10 protein-coding genes are annotated in these 18,782 nt (G+C 46.0%); 5 read left to right on the forward strand and 5 right to left on the reverse strand.

Going from position 1 to position 18,782, the window contains the following annotated elements:
• Nucleotides 1-11 precede the first annotated feature (11 nt).
• The 3 genes from WA325_RS14385 to WA325_RS14395 all read left to right on the forward strand — a co-directional run bounded on the left by WA325_RS14385 (nucleotide 12) and on the right by WA325_RS14395 (nucleotide 2,733).
• Nucleotides 12-347, forward strand: coding sequence for a YckD family protein (locus tag WA325_RS14385; RefSeq protein ID WP_105955350.1), 336 nt, complete (start codon nucleotides 12-14; stop codon nucleotides 345-347).
• Between the two features lie 151 nt (nucleotides 348-498).
• Nucleotides 499-1,227, forward strand: coding sequence for an AAA family ATPase (locus WA325_RS14390; RefSeq protein WP_069487486.1), 729 nt, complete (start codon nucleotides 499-501; stop codon nucleotides 1,225-1,227).
• A gap of 72 nt (nucleotides 1,228-1,299) precedes the next feature.
• A complete protein-coding gene (locus tag WA325_RS14395) occupies nucleotides 1,300-2,733 on the forward strand; it encodes a glycoside hydrolase family 1 protein (protein WP_101860166.1) in 1,434 nt (477 codons plus the stop codon).
• A 35-nt stretch (nucleotides 2,734-2,768) separates the two neighbouring features.
• Here the strand turns inward: WA325_RS14395 and WA325_RS14400 are convergent, their stop codons facing one another.
• From WA325_RS14400 to hxlA, 5 genes are all read right to left on the reverse strand, one after another.
• Nucleotides 2,769-3,167, reverse strand: a complete 399-nt coding sequence (locus tag WA325_RS14400) for a competence protein ComJ (RefSeq protein WP_105955349.1) — start codon at nucleotides 3,165-3,167, stop codon at nucleotides 2,769-2,771.
• 26 nt (nucleotides 3,168-3,193) lie between these two features.
• Nucleotides 3,194-3,625, reverse strand: a complete 432-nt coding sequence (nucA, locus tag WA325_RS14405; RefSeq protein WP_336183851.1) for a DNA-entry nuclease — start codon at nucleotides 3,623-3,625, stop codon at nucleotides 3,194-3,196.
• 185 nt (nucleotides 3,626-3,810) lie between these two features.
• Entirely contained in the window at nucleotides 3,811-5,535 is a 1,725-nt protein-coding gene (gene tlpC, locus WA325_RS14410) for a methyl-accepting chemotaxis protein TlpC (protein WP_105955347.1), read from the reverse strand.
• Between the two features lie 112 nt (nucleotides 5,536-5,647).
• Nucleotides 5,648-6,205: a 6-phospho-3-hexuloisomerase gene (gene hxlB, locus WA325_RS14415; protein WP_322012289.1), complete on the reverse strand. Its 558-nt coding sequence runs from the start codon at nucleotides 6,203-6,205 to the stop codon at nucleotides 5,648-5,650.
• 5 nt (nucleotides 6,206-6,210) lie between these two features.
• A complete protein-coding gene (gene hxlA / locus WA325_RS14420; protein ID WP_202852455.1) occupies nucleotides 6,211-6,843 on the reverse strand; it encodes a 3-hexulose-6-phosphate synthase in 633 nt (210 codons plus the stop codon).
• A gap of 231 nt (nucleotides 6,844-7,074) precedes the next feature.
• On the opposite strand from hxlA, the gene hxlR reads away from it, so the two are divergent.
• Complete coding sequence (gene hxlR / locus WA325_RS14425; RefSeq protein ID WP_003241118.1) at nucleotides 7,075-7,437, forward strand: transcriptional activator HxlR; 363 nt, start codon at nucleotides 7,075-7,077, stop codon at nucleotides 7,435-7,437.
• 574 nt (nucleotides 7,438-8,011) lie between these two features.
• On the forward strand, nucleotides 8,012-18,775 hold the full coding sequence (srfAA, locus tag WA325_RS14430) for a surfactin non-ribosomal peptide synthetase SrfAA (RefSeq protein ID WP_336183852.1): 10,764 nt from the start codon (nucleotides 8,012-8,014) through the stop codon (nucleotides 18,773-18,775).
• Nucleotides 18,776-18,782: the final 7 nt, after the last annotated feature.

The raw sequence follows: 18,782 nt of genomic DNA on the forward strand, positions 1-18,782 counted from the left end.
GAATAAACTGGATGAAAAAAGTGAAAGTCAATATCATCGGAATGCTCATTGCCGCGGCTGTTATTTCTTTAACTGGCACAGCTGAAGCAGCGGGAAAACAGAATCAGCAGCCGCCTGCAAACGTTACACTGACTGAACAGCAAAAGAAAGAAATTGAACAGCTGGAAGCAGACATATTAAAAAAACGCAAGGATGTCATCTCAAAGTATGTAGAATACGGAGTTCTGCCTAAAGAAAGAGGAGATCACATCAAAAATCACATGGTCAAACACTTTGAAATGATGAAACAAAACGGCTTTGTTCCGAAGCCTCATCCTTATCCGCATAAATTTGAAAAGAGACATTAGGCTGTAAGCATCCAATTGAGGTTGGGTGCTTTTTCATTATCGTTAAAAAGAATATACTGACAATATAATATATAATTTGGAATATGAGAACGCATTCTTATGGCTCAAAAGATTTTACTTCACATATTCATTTAACGCGAGAGGAGAAGCTATGTTTTTAAAAAGAGTAACACTCCTTAGAGATAAGATCCCGTCCTTTAACAGATACCCATTCACTATCCCTGCTGTAAGTCAATTACACGACATATCATTTACCAGAGAAGTGACTTTTTTTGTCGGGGAAAATGGCTCGGGGAAGTCAACGTTGCTTGAAGCAATTGCTGATAAGTGTGAATTTAATACAGCGGGCGGCAGCCGTAATAATATCTATGAATTGCAGGAGTCAGACTCTCATTTGGGAGATTACATACGTTTATCATGGCTTCCTAAGATCACAAATGGTTTTTTCTTAAGAGCAGAATCGTTTTATCAGCTTTCTCTTCATCTTGATGAAGTGGAACGAGATGCTCCGCAGCCATATCTCTCCTATGGCGGGAGGCCGCTTCACAAGCAATCGCATGGTGAGTCTTTTATGTCGCTGTTTCAACATCGTTTTAAAGGAAAAGCCATTTATCTTTTAGATGAGCCTGAAGCTGCTCTTTCTCCCTCACGGCAGTTAGCTTTTTTGAGAGTCATACACGATTTAGTGAAAGGCGGAAATGTACAATTCATCATTGCCACTCACTCTCCAATTTTGCTGGGGTATCCGAATGCTGACATTTTCAGCTTTGACGGGGGCAGTATTCATCATACAGAATACGAAAGCACTGAACACGTCCAGTTAACCAGATATTTTCTTGAACAAAGAGAGAAAATATTAGCTGAACTGTTCCGGGATTAACATCGTGTTGCTATGAAACGCGTTTCATAGCCTATGATAGGCTTATCAAATATTTCAGGAGTGATTAACACAATGATCCATCAACATCCAGAATCTTTTCCGAAACATTTTTTATGGGGCTCGGCTTCAGCAGCTTACCAGGTTGAAGGAGCTTGGAACGAAGATGGCAAAGGCCCTTCTGTATGGGACGTGTTTACGAAAATCCCCGGCAAAACGTTTAAGGGCACCAATGGTGATGTTGCAGTTGACCATTATCACCGTTATAAGGAAGATGTCGCTCTGATGGCTGAGATGGGGCTGAAGGCATATCGATTCTCTGTCAGCTGGCCGCGTATTTTTCCAAAAGGAAAAGGAGAAATCAATGAAGCCGGTCTGGCATTTTACGATAACCTTATTGATGAATTGCTTTCTCATAACATTGAGCCGGTTTTGACTTTATATCACTGGGATTTGCCTCAGGCGCTTATGGACGAGTATGGCGGATTTGAGTCGAGAAACATCATAGAGGATTTTAATCATTACTGCATTACTCTTTATAAACGCTTTGGGCAGAAAGTGAAATATTGGGTAACGTTAAATGAACAAAACTACAATTTTAATCACGGCTTTCTAACAGCTATGCATCCGCCTGGCGTGAAGGACAGAAAACGATTTTACGAAGCAAATCATATTGCGTTTCTGGCAAATGCGAAAGCCATTGAGTCCTTCAGAAAATATGTGCCCGAAGGCAAAATAGGACCAAGCTTTGCTTATTCTCCCGCATACCCTTTAACCAGTCATCCAGAGGACATTACGGCATTTGAAAATGCTGAAGAATTTATGAATAATTGGTGGCTGGACATGTACTGCTGGGGAACCTACCCGCAAATTCCTTTCCGCTATTTAGAAAAACAGGGATGGGCGCCGACAGTCGAACCGGGTGATATGGAGCTGCTTGCCAAAGGGAAGCCGGATTTTGTAGGTGTCAACTATTATCAAACGATTACTTACGAACGAAATCCGCTCGACGGTGTTTCAGAAGGGAAAATGAATACGACGGGACAAAAAGGGACCAATCAGGAAACAGGGATGCCGGGACTATTTAAAACTAAGAAAAACCCAAACCTAACAACGAGCAATTGGGATTGGACGATTGATCCGGTAGGATTGCGTATCGGGCTTCGCCGTATTACGACACGTTATCAGCTTCCTGTGTTTATTACAGAAAACGGTTTAGGAGAATTCGATAAAGTTGAAGACGGCACTATACATGATGATTATAGAATTGATTATTTGCAATCGCATCTTGAGCAATGCAGACAGGCCATTAGTGATGGAGTCGATTTGATTGGATATTGCAGCTGGTCCTTTACTGATCTGTTAAGCTGGCTGAACGGTTATCAAAAAAGATACGGCTTTGTTTATGTGAATCGTGACGAAGAGAATGAACATGACTTAAAACGATTGAAGAAAAAAAGCTTTTATTGGTATCAGGATGTCATTAAGACTAATGGAGAAAATGTATAAAGAGTCCCTGAGAGTATTCCTCTCAGGGCTTTTCATTAGACGGAAACAGCATCAATGATATAAGTGTCAGCATGCAGATCTGACAGCTCAGCCGGCACAGTGTAGCATGTGAATTGATAGTCCCCTTTAGGAAGGTCAAAGGACAGCCTTTTGGACATGATGCTTTCAATTTCAATTCCGTCTGTTGTGACGTGAAAAGGAACAATCACTTTTTTTTCATAGGATGCAACTGTTTCTGAACTGTTAAGGCGTAAAAGAATATATACCTTTGAATTTCGCTGTGCCTCAAACGAAATGGCTTCGTCCGCTTCCGCATATCCTTTTTCAATTGCTTCATCTGTCCAATCGATGACTGGCGGTGCGGAACCCTTTTGAAATACAGTAAATTGATGATATGAAATCGTCAGTTCTTGCGGCTTCCATGATTTGATCAATGTGCTGTTCCTCCTCTTTTAACTGTTTACTGAATCGTAAATAAAACCTTTGTGCCGTCAGGGTAATCGGTCAGCTGATGCCCGACCCAGGAGCCTGCGCCGCGATTGTCAGCGGGAGAAATATATTCTACAGAAGCCCCTTCACCGCCTTCTTTGCACATGGCCATTGGCCATTCATCTCGGTCATACCCTGTTTTGGAAGGTACGTCTTTTAATGATTGTTCGCGGCGTTCCTCAGCTCCGTCTCTGTCTATGGTGCACACATCTGAATGCCCCTCACTTATTGCGTCCTTGATATGATTTGCTGTCTCAGGGTAACGCTCAGAAGGGAAGGCCAGTGTTTCGTCATATTCTTCTGTTTGAGACGTTTTTTGATCGTCTGAGAAAAAGTCTCCCTTAATCAGGCCAACAGCTGCTATGACGACTATTACGAGAAGTAAAGTTTTTATAATGTCCATTCGTGATGATCACCTCCCGCGTCAGCAACTTTAAAACTGCTCCAAGAGTAATGCAGAAAGGGCTGGGTGTAAAGATTAAAATTTTTTGTTTTGCCTTAGGTTTATTGCAGAAATCGTAATTTTAGCAGATCGAAATATTCATTTTTAAAAAAATAACGTTATCAAATTGAAATATTGATACTAGATTATAGGCTGTTTTCAGGTTGATTAATCATCTTAAATTGGCTTATGATACCGGTAAGCTCTTCAGCTAAATGAGATAACGTTTCTGAGGCTGCAGTAATCTCTTCCATTGCGGCAAATTGCTCTTCTGTTAAAGCTGCCGCCTGCCGGGTACTCTCTGTTGATTCTTTAATGTCTGTTGTATTGGCGGCAAAGGATTCAGTTATTTTTTGCGTACTTGCTGAAATGTTGGTAACAGATGCTGATAAATCGCTGATTTCCGCAGTGATTTCATCTGTTGCGGCTGCAATTTCTTTAAATGCGTCTCTGGTGCGGTGAACCATGTTTACACCTTCAGCAGCTTCTGTTTTCACATGTTCAACAGACTGCGCAGATTCAGTCATATCATTTTTTATCTCAGCGATTAATTTGGAAATCTGTCCGACAGACCGTTGAGATTCCTCTGCTAATTTGCGAACTTCATCAGCAACAACGGCAAAGCCTTTACCGTGTTCTCCGGCTCGGGCAGCTTCAATTGCTGCATTAAGAGCAAGCAGGTTTGTCTGATCGGCAATTTGGGTGATAACGGATAAAATTTGTTCAATTTGTTTAGAACGGCCGTCCAGCTGCTGAATGATCTCTCCGCTTTTTTCAATCGAATGGTGAATGGTATCCATTTGTGCCTGAATATTTGAAATTTCATTTTGGCCAATGTCTGCTTTTGATTGCGCAAGCTGTCCTTTCTCAGCAATGGCAGCAGTATTTGAAGAAATATGCCGTATGTCAGCTGTTGTTTGCTCCAGTGATTTTTCACTGTTTTCGATTCGTGTGATTTGATGCTTGGCACCGTTTGCAATATGCTGAACAGCTTCTGTGATCTTTTCGGAGGCTTGATTGGTTTCTTCTGCTCCGGCTGAAAGCTGCTGAGAGGCTGATGCAAGCTGAAGGGCGGATTGCTGTACCGTTTGGATTGTCTGATTCAGCTTCATTCTCATCTTATTATAGTAGACACTCAGTTCTGCTAACTCATCAGCGGACTTGTCTGAAACTTCTATTGTCATATCTCCGTTTCCGGCGCTTTCAAAGGCATATTTTAATACGTTCAGCCGCCGGTTGATTCTTCTGGTGAAAAGCAAAACAAGGATGACAGATATCATAATAACTACAGCAAGAACGATAGCGAATTGAGTGAACAGCGATTGGGTAAGCGATGCTAAAATGCTTTGATTGGCTCCTGTATACAGCATACCGATAATGTTGCCTTCCTTATCTTTTAAGGGCATATATGCTGTTTGATAAGAGGAGCCTGCCACATCTGCTTGTCCGTAGAATTGCTTCCCGTTTTTTAAAACAGCGTCAGTGACCTCAGCAGAAGCTTGAGTGCCGACAGCTCTTTCGCCGTCTTTCATTACGTTGGTTGCGACCCGTGTATCTCCTTGGAAAATCGTTACGGTGTCACCTGTTTTTTTGCCAAGCAGATCAACAATTTCTTCATTTCCGTTTATTTGTGTCTCGCCTTTATATAGCTTATCGTTTTTTACCTCCCAGTTCCCTAAAATCACGTCGTCAATATACGTGCTGCTTAAAGCAAGATCGCCTTTGGCTTTTTCAGTGGCCATTTTTTTCATGCTGCTTGTAATGTCTTTTAGCATTACGGCGCCGACTGATAGAGAAAACAATAGAATAACTGCGAAGACCAAGCTGAGAATTTTAGTTCCAAGCTTTAGCTTTATTTGTTTTTTCAACATAATTCCTCCCTCTGTTTGTTTGTAGGTCATATTACTTATCGGGTTTTTGGGTGTAAAGTTTTATTTTAGGGGATATTAAAACCGGCCTGATCTCCAGGCCGGTTGTGTGACGCTATTCAAGGTTTGCGTGGTAAGTGAACATGGTTTCAGAATCGAGTCCTTTTTTCTCCATGAGTTTTAAAATTATTGCATCATAGAAAAGTAGCAATGTTTGCTCAAATAATGAACCCATTGGTTGCATCGTTTTATAGCTTCCGTTTGACTGGTCTTTAGGAGAGCCAGGCATTTTGACGATGAGATCCGATTGTTTTCCAATGCTCGAATCCGGATTGATGGTTAAAGCGGCAACAATTCCGTGTAAGCTTTTTGCTTTAGCTGCTGTATTGATCAGGCTCTTTGTCTCGCCTGATCCTGAGCCGATAATGACGAGGTCTCCTTTGCGGAACGGCGGAGTGAGAACCTCACCGGTAATATGAGCGTTGAAGCCCATGTGCATCAATCTCATCGCGAAGGATTTTGCCATCAGGCCAGACCGCCCCGCGCCCGCAGTGAAAATTTGATTGGACGAAAGAATGTGATCGGCAAGCTGATCAGCTTCTTCATTAGAAATATAAGCCGCTGAACGGTGTAATTCATTGAGAATTTCCGTTACGTATTCAGTCGTTTTCATTTTATTTATCCTTGGGCAATAAGCTGTTTCATTTTTGAAGCTGTTTCTGCTTTATCGGCTGCGCTTGTAATTCCGCCGCCAACAATGACAAGGTCAGGGTTTTGTTTGATCACTTCTGGCAGTGTATCAAGTTTGATGCCGCCCGCAATTGCGGTTTTTGCGTTTTTTACGGTATTTTTGATGGTCGTTAATTCTTCGAAAGAGTTTTTGCCCTCTGCTTGAAGATCATAACCAGTGTGGACGCAGATGTAGTCAACACCGAGTGCGTCAATTTCTTTCGCACGGGATTCAATATCTTTCACGTTAATCATGTCCACTAAGATTTTCTTCTTCTGTTTTTTGGCTTCTTCTACTGCGCCTTTAATTGTTGCATCGTCTGTAGCCCCTAAAACGGTGATGATGTCAGCTCCAGCTTCCGCCGCTTTCATAATTTCGTATCCGCCGGCATCCATGATTTTCAGGTCTGCCAGGACCTTCAATTGCGGAAATGTTTCTTTTATTTCTTTAACGGCTCTAAGGCCTTCATTAATGACAACCGGTGTTCCGATCTCAACCACGTCGATGTATTGTTCCACTTCTTTGACAAGCTCGATGGCTTCCGGGATATTTACTAGGTCTAATGCCAGCTGTAATTCCATTGTTGATCCACTCCCTTATTCGAATTATTTTTCATTCTATAGGTTCCCTCTTTAGCTGAGAAGTAGGCACTTTGAAGTCAACTAGTTACTTGGAGGATACTGTGAGAAGAGGCAATCAGATTTCTTTCGCTTGGTTTTATGAGTGAGTATAATGAAAAAGAGTCTGCCAAAAAGTAAGTAAGTGATGATACGTATCTAACATATAAAAAGTATACTAAGGGGGGATTTCTTTTGAGCCGGATGGACGACAAACGGTTTAATTGTGAGAAGGAATTAACGCTTGCGGTGATCGGCGGCAAATGGAAAATGCTCATTTTGTGGCATTTAGGAAAAGAAGGCACAAAACGTTTTAATGAATTGAAAGCTTTGATTCCTGATATTACGCAGAAAATCCTCGTGAATCAGCTGAGAGAGCTTGAGCAGGATATGATTGTTCACAGGGAAGTGTATCCGGTTGTCCCGCCGAAGGTTGAATATTCCTTGACCCCGCAAGGAGAAAGCCTGATGCCTATTCTTGATGCCATGTATGAGTGGGGGAAAGGCTATATGGAATTGATTGATATCGACAAAAATGTCATTAAGGAATCGTTGTAAGGCGCTCTTGGCTAAGGGTGTCTTTTTTTTGCTGTTTTTCGGTTTTTGCGCGGTAAACATATGGGATGTAAAGATTGTAAATGGCTTCAATAATAAATGGGAAATAGCGTGAGAGTGCATTTTAAAAATTTTTATTTTTCTGTAAATAATGTTTAGTGGAAATTATTGCGGTATCCCGCAAAAATATCCCAGTGAATAAACTGGAATCTTTTCGGTATCCCGCATGAAACTTTTCACCCATTTTTCGGTGATAAAAACATTTTTTTCATTTAAAGTGAACGTTAGAAAGGTTAAAAATATTGAAAACAATGAAGAAATAGGCAAAAATGTTTCACTTTAGGGCAAGAGGGCTTGCGGTCTTTATCTGCCTGTGCCTGACACCGCAATCAATGCTTACGGCTGGCTATTTTTAGGTCGCTTTGTGTTTTTTGTTTGGATGCAACGCTTTTGAGAAGTAGTACTTTTGGCTTTTTGAGCAGTTAGTTCATTAGATTCAAAAGCTGTCAAAGGATACGGAATAGAAATAATCCTGCACATATTACAGATTATTGAAGATTAGGGGAGGTAAGATAATATGGAAATAACTTTTTATCCTTTAACGGATGCTCAAAAACGAATTTGGTATACAGAAAAATTTTATCCTCATACGAGTATTTCAAATCTTGCGGGGATTGGTAAGCTGGTTTCAACTGAAAAAATTGACTGGAAGCTTGTGGAGCAAGCAATTCAAGAGTTTGTGCGCAGAAATGACGCAATGCGCCTTCGTTTGCGTCTCGATGAAAATGGAAAGCCCGTTCAATATATAAGCGAGTATCGGCCTGTTGATATAAAACATACTGACACCACTGGAGATCCGAATGCGATAGAATCTATTTCACAATGGGGCCGGGAGGAAACGAAAAAACCTCTGCCTCTGTACGATTGTGATCTATTCCGTTTTTCCTTGTTTACCATCAAAGAAAATGAAGTATGGTTTTACGCAAATGTTCATCATGTGATTTCTGACGGGATCTCCATGAACATCCTCGGAAACGCCATTATGCACATTTACTTGGAATTAGCAGGCGGATCAGAAACAAAAAAAGGAATCTCGCATTCATTTATCGATCATGTTTTGTCTGAACAGGACTATGCTCAATCGAAGCGGTTTGAAAAAGATAAAGCGTTCTGGAACAAGCAATTCGAAACGGTGCCTGAACTCGTTTCCCTGAAACGGAATGCTCCTGCAGGCGGAAGTTTAGATGCTGAGAGATTCTCTCAAGATGTGCCTGAGGCGCTGCATCAGCAAATTTTATCCTTTTGTGAGGAGCACAAGGTCAGCGTTTTATCGGTATTTCAATCGGTGCTTGCCGCCTACTTGTACAGAGTCAGCGGGCAGAATGATGTGGTAACTGGTACATTTATGGGCAACCGGACAAATGCGAAAGAGAAGCAGATGCTCGGCATGTTTGTTTCTACGGTTCCGCTTCGGGCCAACATTAACGGCGGACAGGCGTTTTTTGATTTTGTTAAAGACCGGATGAAGGATTTAATGAAAACTCTTCGCCATCAAAAGTACCCGTATAATCTTCTCATCAATGATCTTCGTGAAACAAAAAGCTCTGTGACAAAGCTGTTTACCGTTTCTCTTGAGTATCAGGTGATGCAGTGGCAGAAAGAAGAGAATCTTGCCTTTTTGACTGAGCCTATTTTCAGCGGAAGCGGATTAAATGATGTTTCGATTCATGTGAAGGATCGATGGGATACTGGGAAACTTACAATTGACTTTGACTACCGTACTGATGTAATGACGAGCGAAGAAATCAAAATTGTTTGTGAACGCATGATGACATTGCTTGAGAACGCACTTACGCACCCGAATCATACGATTGATGAATTGACGCTGATTTCTGAGGCGGAGAAAGAGCGGCTGCTATTGCGGGCTGGCGGTGAACCGGTCAATTACCGCAAGAACATGACGATTCCGGCGCTGTTTCAAGAAAAGGCTGAATCGCTTGCTGATCAGCCTGCGGTTGTGTTTGAAAATCGAGCATTGTCCTATCGAACGTTACATGAACAATCATCACGCATTGCCAGTGTGCTGAAAGAGAAGGGTGTCCGTGCAGACAGCCCGGTTGCCGTTTTGCTCGAACGTTCTGAACGAATGATCACGGCCATTATGGGGATTTTAAAAGCCGGCGGAGCCTATGTGCCGATTGACCCCGAGTTTCCGGCAGAGCGCATCCAATTTATTTTGGAGGACTGCGGTGCGGATTTCGTCTTGACTGAATCGAAGGTTGCGTCTCCAGGTGCATCTGCTGAGCTTATTGACTTTGATCAGGCGATTGCAGGCGGTACAGATGCTATTTCGAATGTCAATCTGAATGCCGGTCATCTTGCCTACATTATTTATACGTCGGGAACAACCGGACGTCCAAAAGGAGTGATGATCGAGCATCGCCAGGTTCATCACTTGGTTGAATCTCTGCAGCAGACCGTTTATCAGAGTGAGAGCCAAACCCTGCGGATGGCATTGCTTGCGCCGTTCCACTTTGATGCGTCAGTGAAACAGATTTTCGCGTCGCTTCTTTTGGGACAGACTCTTTATATTGTACCGAAGAAAACGGTGACAAATGGCGCTGCTCTTGCCGAGTATTACCGCAGACACGGGATTGAGGCGACGGACGGAACACCGGCCCATCTGCAAATGCTGATTGCTGCGGGAGATTTGACTGGTCTTAAGCTCAAACACCTGCTGATTGGCGGGGAAGGTCTTTCTTCCGTTGTGGCGGACAAGCTTCTGACATTGTTTAAAGAAGCGGGTGCCGTTCCTTGTTTGACCAATGTGTACGGGCCGACTGAAACGTGTGTGGATGCTTCCGTTCATCCGGTCCACCCGGACAGTTCAGTTCAATCAGCGTATGTGCCAATCGGTAAAGCACTTGGGAATAACCGCTTGTATATTTTGGATCAAAAAGGCCGTCTGCAGCCGGAAGGCGTGGCGGGCGAGCTTTATATCGCGGGTGACGGTGTAGGTCGAGGCTACTTAAACCTTCCGGAATTGACAGCTGAGAAATTTTCACAAGACCCGTTTGTGCCCGGTGACAGCATGTATCGTACCGGAGATGTGGTGCGCTGGCTTCCAGATGGAACGATCGAATATTTAGGAAGAGAAGATGATCAGGTCAAAGTTCGCGGATACCGCATTGAGCTTGGAGAAATTGAAGCCGTGCTTCAGCAGGCGCCTGATGTTGCCAAAGCTGTCGTCTTGGCGAGGCCTGACGACCAAGGGAATCTTGAGGTTTGTGCGTATGTTGTGCAAAAGGAGGGAAGCGAATTTGCTCCTGCACGTTTGCGGGAACACGCGGCAAAACAGCTTCCTGACTATATGGTGCCGGCTTACATCACAGAAATCACAGAAATCCCGCTCACACCAAGCGGTAAAGTTGACCGCCGCAAGCTGTTTGCGCTTGAGGTAAAAGCGGTAAGCGGAACAGCTTATACCGCACCTCGAAACGAAATGGAAAAAGCAATCGCTGAGATTTGGCAGGATGTGCTGAACGTTGAGAAAGCCGGGGTCTTTGACAATTTCTTTGAAACGGGCGGTCATTCATTGAAGGCCATGACGCTTTTAACAAAGATTCATAAGGAAACGGGCGCTGACATCCCGCTGCAATATGTGTTTGAGCATCCGACCATCGCCGCTCTTGCTGAGGCGGCCGAGCGTGAAGAAGGCAGGACGTTTGCGGCAATTGAGCCAGCTGAAAAACAGGAACATTACCCGCTTTCTTTGGCGCAGCAGCGGACGTATATTGTCAGCCAATTCGAAGATGCGGGAGTCGGATATAACATGCCGGCGGCAGCTATTTTAGAGGGGCCTTTAGACATTCAAAAACTGGAACGCGCATTTGACGGGTTAATCAGCCGCCACGAGTCGCTGAGGACGTCATTTGTGCTTGAAGGCAGTACGCCGAGACAGAAAATTCATGACAGTGTTCAGTTCAACATCGAGATGATTGAAAGAAGCGGCCGCTCAAATGAGGAGGTTATGACTTCTTTTGTCCGCCGGTTTGACTTATCGAAAGCTCCGCTGTTGAGAATCGGATTGATGGAGCTTGAAGAAAACCGTCATATGCTTCTGTTTGATATGCACCATTTGATTTCTGACGGTGTTTCCATCGGCATTATTTTGGAGGAACTGGCACAGATTTACCGCGGTGAACAGCTTCCTGAGCTCCGTCTTCAGTATAAAGATTACGCCGTCTGGCAAAGCGCGCAGGCTGCTGAAGGATACCAGGAGGATCAGGCGTATTGGAAGGAAGCCTTTGCGGGTGAGCTTCCAGTGCTTCAGCTTCTATCCGATTATCCGAGACCGCCTGTCCAAAGCTTTGAAGGAGACCGGGTTTCCATCAAGCTGGATGCGGAGTTAAAGAATCGCCTGTATCGTTTAGCTGAAAAAAATGGAGCCACACTTTATATGGTCATGCTGTCAGCCTACTATACGCTCCTGTCTAAATATACGGGGCAGGATGACATCATTGTCGGCACCCCGTCAGCGGGCAGACATCATTCTGATACAGAGGGCATTGTCGGCATGTTCGTCAATACGCTCGCGATTCGCAGCGAAGTGAAGCAGGATGAGACCTTTAACAGCCTGCTCACACGTGTGCGCCAGCAGGTTCTGGATGCTTTTTCTCATCAGGATTATCCATTTGAATGGCTCGTTGAAGACCTGAACATACCGCGTGATATCAGCAGGCATCCATTGTTTGACACGATGTTCAGTCTTCAAAACGCAACGGCGGGCATTCCGGCTGTCGGTGATTTGACATTGTCGATTCATGAGACCAATTTCAACATTGCCAAATTTGATGTAACGGTTCAGGCAAGAGAAACGGACCAAGGCATTGATCTTGATTTAGACTACAGCACAAAACTGTTTAAACGAAGCACGGCAGACAGGCTGCTCACGCATTTTGCGCGGTTGCTTGAAGATGTAGCGGCTGAGCCTGAGAAACCAATTTCTGAATACAATCTTCTTTCTGAACAGGAAGCCGCTTCACAAGTTCAGCAGTTTAACCCGGAAAGAACGCCTTATCCGAAAGACAAAACGATTGTTCAGCTGTTTGAGGAGCAGGCTGCCAAGACGCCGGATCGTCCGGCACTTCAATATGAAGGGCAATCGCTCACATATCGTGAGCTGAATGAACGGGCCAACCGTTTAGCGCGCGGCATTCTTTCAATGGGAGCAGGCGAAAACAGGACAGCGGCCGTCCTATGTGAACGGTCAATGGATATGATTGTGTCAATCCTGGCGGTATTAAAATCCGGTTCGGCTTATGTACCGATTGATCCGGAACACCCGATTCAGCGGATGCAGCATTTCTTCCAAGACAGCGGAGCGAAAGTGCTTCTCACCCAGAAGAAATTAAAGGCGTTAGCGGAAAAAGCGGAATTCGCAGGCGTCATCGTGCTCGCTGATGAGGATGATAGCTATCACGACGATGCGCAAAACCTCGCTCTGCCGTTTGATTCGGCGGCTATGGCCAACCTGACGTATACATCCGGAACGACAGGAACGCCAAAGGGGAATATCGTGACACATGCCAATATTCTGCGCACGGTTAAGCAGACGAATTATCTCAGCATTACGGAACAGGATACGATACTCGGACTCTCAAACTATGTATTTGACGCATTTATGTTTGATGTGTTCGGTTCTCTTTTAAACGGCGCGAAGCTTGTCCTCGTTCCGAAAGAAACAGTACTGGACATGGCTCGTCTTTCTCGCGTCATTGAGCGGGAGAACATCAGCATTCTCATGATCACGACAGCTCTGTTCCACCTTCTTGTGGACTTGAATCCGACATGCTTGTCGACTTTGCGCAAGATTATGTTCGGAGGAGAACGGGCTTCTGTAGATCATGTGAAAAAAGCGCTGCAGACCGTTGGAAAAGGCAAGCTGCTTCACATGTACGGCCCATCTGAAAGCACGGTTTTCGCGACGTATCATCCGGTTGATGAATTGGATGAGCACACGATGTCCGTTCCGATTGGAAAACCGGTCAGCAATACGGAAGTATACATTCTTGACCGCGCGGGACATGTTCAGCCTGCCGGCATCGCCGGAGAACTGTGTGTCAGCGGGGAAGGCCTCGTGAAAGGCTATTACAACCGACCTGAACTGACTGAGGAGAAATTTGTGCCGCATCCGTTTAAAAAAGGCGAACGCATGTATAAAACAGGTGACTTGGCAAGATGGCTGCCGAATGGCGATATCGAATTTATCGGAAGGATCGACCACCAGGTGAAAATCCGAGGACAGCGCATTGAGCTCGGAGAAATTGAGCACCAGCTGCAAAGCCACGATCGTGTGCAGGAGAGCGTTGTGCTTGCCGTCGATCAAGGTGCGGGAGACAAACTGCTTTGTGCGTACTTTGTCGGACAGGGTGAAATTACAGCGCAAGAGCTGAGAGAGCATACGGCAAAGGATCTGCCGGCTTACATGATTCCTGCGGTATTTATCCAAATGGACGAGCTGCCTCTGACCGGAAACGGAAAAATAGACCGTCGGGCGCTTCCGCTTCCTGACGCCAGCATCTCAAATGGTGTTTCATATGTTGCGCCGCGCAATGAAATAGAACAAAAAGTCGCAGACATTTGGGCACAGGTGCTTCAGGTTGAACAGATCGGCATCTATGACCAATTCTTTGATATCGGCGGACACTCGTTAGCGGGGATGAAGATGCTTGCCTTGATTCATCAGGAACTGGGCGCCGAGCTTTCTCTGAAGGATCTTTTCCAATCACCGACCGTTGAATGCTTAGCGCAGGCTATTGCCGCCGCTGAAAAAGGAACAGCGATCAGTATCAGACCGGCAAAGAAACAAGAGACTTATCCTGTTTCTTCTCCGCAAAAACGGATGTACGTGCTTCAGCAGCTTGAAGGAGCGGACACAAGCTACAACATGCCGTCGGTTCTGCGCCTGAAGGGTCATCTGGATGTTGAAAGGCTCAAATGCGTAATGAATCAGTTAATGGAGCGCCATGAAGCCTTCAGAACAACCTTTGAAATAAAAGACGGAGAAACGGTGCAGCGAATCTGGGATGAAGCAGCGTTTGATATGGCATATTTCGAAGCTCCAGAAGATGAGACCGAGCGGATCGTTTCTGAGTTTATCCGTCCGTTCACACTCGACCGGCTGCCTCTGTTCAGAATGGGGCTGATCAAGCTTTCAGAAACTGAGCATCTGCTGCTGTTTGATATGCACCATATTATTTCTGACGGAGCGTCTGTCGGCGTGCTGATTGATGAACTCTCGAAGCTGTACGACGGAGAAAGCCTTGAGCCGCTTCATATTCAATATAAGGATTATGCCGTGTGGCAACAGCAGTTTATTCAGTCCGAGCTGTACCGGAAGCAAGAGGAGCATTGGCTGAAGGAGCTTGAAGGAGAGCTGCCGGTGCTGACTCTTCCAACTGATTACAGCCGTCCTGCGGTTCAAACGTTTGAGGGAGACCGGATTGCATTTTCATTAGATGCAAGAAAAGCAGATGCTCTTCGCAAGCTTGCAAAGGAAACGGATTCCACATTGTATATGGTTCTTCTGGCATCTTACAGTGCGTTTTTATCAAAATTGAGCGGGCAAAACGATATCATTGTTGGCTCGCCGGTAGCCGGACGCTCTCAAGCAGACATCAGCCGCGTCATCGGCATGTTTGTCAATACGCTGGCGCTGCGCACGTATCCGAAGGGCGATAAGACGTTTGCGGATTATCTTGGCGAAGTGAAAGAAACAGCACTTAGCGCATTTGAAGCGCAGGATTACCCGCTTGAGGACCTGATCGGAAAAGTTCAGGTTCACCGTGACACAAGCAGAAACCCTTTATTTGACGCAGTATTTTCTATGCAAAATGCGAACATTAAAGATTTAACAATGAAAGGAATCGAGCTTGAACCGCATCCGTTTGAGCGGAAAACGGCCAAGTTTGATATTACGCTGACAGCTGACGAAACCGGCGAAGGGCTCACATTTGTTCTTGAATATAATACGGCGCTGTTTACACCGGAAACGATTGAACGATGGAAGCAATACTGGGTGCAGCTTTTAGGAGCAGTAACAGAAAATCCAAACCAGCCGCTTTCCGTCCTGTCACTCGTCAACGAGACAGAAAAACAAACGCTTTTGGAGGCATGGAAAGGAAAACCACTGCCTGTGCCGACAGACAAAACGGTTCATCAGCTGTTTGAAGAAACGGCTCAGCGCCACACAGACCGCCCGGCTGTTACGTATAACGGGCAGTCATGGACGTACGGCGAGCTGAATGCGAAGGCGAACCGTCTGGCGCGGATTTTGATTGACTGCGGCATCGGCGCGGATGAGCGCGTCGGCATTCTCACGAAGCCGTCGCTTGAAATGTCCGCTGCGGTGCTCGGTGTCCTGAAGGCAGGAGCGGCATTTGTGCCGATTGACCCTGACTATCCTGATCAGCGGATTGAATATATTCTACAGGACAGCGGTGCGACGCTTCTCTTGAAACAGGAAGGCATCTCAGTGCCGGACAGCTATACGGGTGAGGTTATTCTTCTTGACGGCAACCGCACGATCCTGAGTCTGCCGCTTGATGAAAACGACGAGGAAAATCCGCAGACCGACACAACCGCGGATCACCTTGCTTATATGATTTATACGTCAGGAACGACCGGACAGCCGAAGGGTGTTATGATCGAGCACCATGCGCTTGTGAATCTGTGCTTCTGGCATCATGACGCGTTCGGCATGACGGCGGAGGACCGCAGTGCGAAGTACGCGGGCTTCGGGTTCGACGCTTCCATTTGGGAGATGTTCCCGACCTGGACGATCGGCGCTGAGCTTCACGTCATTGATGAAGCGATCCGCCTTGATATCACCCGCCTGAATGACTATTTCGAAACGCACAACGTCACAATCACGTTCCTGCCGACTCAGCTGGCGGAACAGTTCATGGAGCTTGAGAACACATCACTTCGCGTGCTCTTGACCGGAGGGGACAAGCTGAAGCGTGCGGTTAAGCAGCCGTATACGATTGTCAACAACTACGGGCCGACCGAAAACACTGTCGTTGCGACGAGCACAGAAATCAATCCGGAGGAAGGATCGCTTTCCATCGGGCGCGCGATCGCCAATACGAGAGTGTACATTCTCAGCGAAAGCCATCAGGTTCAGCCGGAAGGCGTGGCCGGAGAGCTTTGTGTGGCGGGACGCGGACTGGCGCGCGGCTATCTGAACAGGGAAGACGAAACCGCGAAGCGGTTTGTCGCCGATCCGTTCGTGCCGGGTGAACGCATGTACAAAACAGGCGATTTGGTGAAATGGACGAACGGCGGCATCGAATACATCGGCCGGATCGACCAGCAGGTCAAAGTCCGCGGCTACCGAATCGAGCTGTCAGAAATTGAAGTGCAGCTGGCCCAGCTTTCTGAGGTGCAGGATGCGGCAGTGACAGCTGTAAAAGATAAAGGCGGCAATACAGCGATCGCGGCGTATGTCACACCGGAAACAGCTGACATAGAAGCGCTGAAGTCGGCGCTCAAGGAAACTCTGCCAGACTACATGATCCCGGCGTTCTGGGTGACATTAAACGAGCTTCCGGTTACCGCAAACGGCAAAGTAGACCGCAAAGCACTTCCGGAGCCGGACATCGAAGCAGGAAGCGGAGAATACAAAGCGCCGTCCACTGACATGGAAGAGCTGCTTGCCGGCATTTGGCAGGACGTGCTCGGTATATCTGAAGTCGGTGTCAGCGACAATTTCTTCTCGCTCGGCGGAGATTCCATTAAAGGAATCCAGATGGCGAGCCGCTTGAACCAGCACGGCTGGAAGCTGGAAATGAAGGATCTCTTCCAGCACCCGACGATTGAAGAACTGACACAATATGTGGAGCGTGCCGAAGGCAAACAGGCAGACCAAGGCCCTGTGGAGGGCGAAGTTATCCTGACGCCGATCCAGCGCTGGTTCTTTGAAAAGAATTTCACGAACAAACACCACTGGAATCAGTCGGTCATGCTTCATTCTGCGAAGGGCTTCGATCCGGAACGGGTTGAAAAGACATTGCAGGCACTGATTGAACATCATGACGCGCTTCGCATGGTCTACCGCGAGGAACAAGGGGAGATCGTTCAATTTAACAAAAGGCTTGATGCTGTGTCTGTCCACTTGGAGATCGCCAAGCTTGAGGGGCAGGCTATAGATCATGAAGACCGCATAGAGAGAGAAGCGGAGCGTCTGCAAAGCAGCATCGATTTGAATGAAGGCGGCTTGTTAAAAGCAGGCTTGTTCCAAGCAGAAGACGGAGATCACTTGCTGCTTGTGATTCACCACTTAGTGGTTGACGGTATATCGTGGCGGATTTTACTGGAGGATTTCGCCGCGGTTTATACACAGCTGGAGCAAGGGAACGAGCCGGTTCTTCCGCAGAAAACCCATTCGTTTGCGGAGTATGCGGAGAGATTACAAGACTTCGCAAATTCCAAGGCCTTTTTGAAAGAAAAAGAGTATTGGAAACAGCTTGAAGAACAGACTGTCCCGGTGAAGCTTCCGAAGGACCGCGAATCTAGTGATCAGCGAATGAAACATACAAAGACAATCGAATTTTCGCTGACTGCTGAAGAGACAGAACAGCTTACCACCAAGGTGCATGAGGCTTATCACACAGAAATGAATGATATTTTGCTGACGGCATTCGGATTGGCGATGAAGGAGTGGACAGGTCAGGAGCAAGTGAGTGTTCATTTAGAGGGGCATGGACGTGAAGATATAGTAGAAGACCTGACCATTTCCCGGACAGTCGGCTGGTTTACGAGTATGTTCCCGATGGTGCTGGATATGAAGCATGCGGATGATCTGGCTTATCAGCTGAAGCAAATGAAAGAAGACATCAGACATATCCCGAATAAGGGAGTGGGCTACGGCATTTTGCGCTATTTGACGGAGCCGGAGCATAAAGAAGATGTGGCGTTCTCCATTCAGCCGGATGTCAGCTTTAACTATTTAGGTCAGTTCGATGAAATGTCGGATGCAGGTTTATTCACGAGATCAGAGCTGCCATCAGGACAGTCATTAAGCCCGGAAACGGAAAAACCGAACGCGCTTGATGTTGTCGGATATATTGAAAACGGAAAACTGACGATGTCACTGGCCTATCACTCTCTCGAATTTCATGAAAAAACGATACAGACATTCAGTGACAGCTTTAAGGCCCATCTTCATAGAATCATTGAACATTGCCTATCTCAAGATGGCACGGAACTGACGCCGAGTGACCTTGGCGACGACGATTTGACGCTGGATGAGCTTGATAAATTAATGGAAATTTTTTAATAGAGGT

Origin of the sequence: Bacillus sp. 205(2023) (assembly GCF_037027485.1) — a bacterium.
Classification (GTDB): Bacteria; Bacillota; Bacilli; order Bacillales; family Bacillaceae; genus Bacillus; species Bacillus halotolerans.

Excerpts from the sequence above, each read along its gene's own strand:
- WA325_RS14385 (WP_105955350.1), top strand. The coding sequence starts at position 12 with ATGAAAAAAGTGAAAGTCAATATCATCGGAATGCTCATTGCCGCGGCT.
- WA325_RS14390 (WP_069487486.1), top strand. The coding sequence starts at position 499 with ATGTTTTTAAAAAGAGTAACACTCCTTAGAGATAAGATCCCGTCCTTT.
- WA325_RS14395 (WP_101860166.1), top strand. The coding sequence starts at position 1,300 with ATGATCCATCAACATCCAGAATCTTTTCCGAAACATTTTTTATGGGGC.
- nucA (WP_336183851.1), bottom strand. The coding sequence starts at position 3,625 with ATGGACATTATAAAAACTTTACTTCTCGTAATAGTCGTCATAGCAGCT.
- tlpC (WP_105955347.1), bottom strand. The coding sequence starts at position 5,535 with ATGTTGAAAAAACAAATAAAGCTAAAGCTTGGAACTAAAATTCTCAGC.
- hxlB (WP_322012289.1), bottom strand. The coding sequence starts at position 6,205 with ATGAAAACGACTGAATACGTAACGGAAATTCTCAATGAATTACACCGT.
- hxlA (WP_202852455.1), bottom strand. The coding sequence starts at position 6,843 with ATGGAATTACAGCTGGCATTAGACCTAGTAAATATCCCGGAAGCCATC.
- srfAA (WP_336183852.1), top strand. The coding sequence starts at position 8,012 with ATGGAAATAACTTTTTATCCTTTAACGGATGCTCAAAAACGAATTTGG.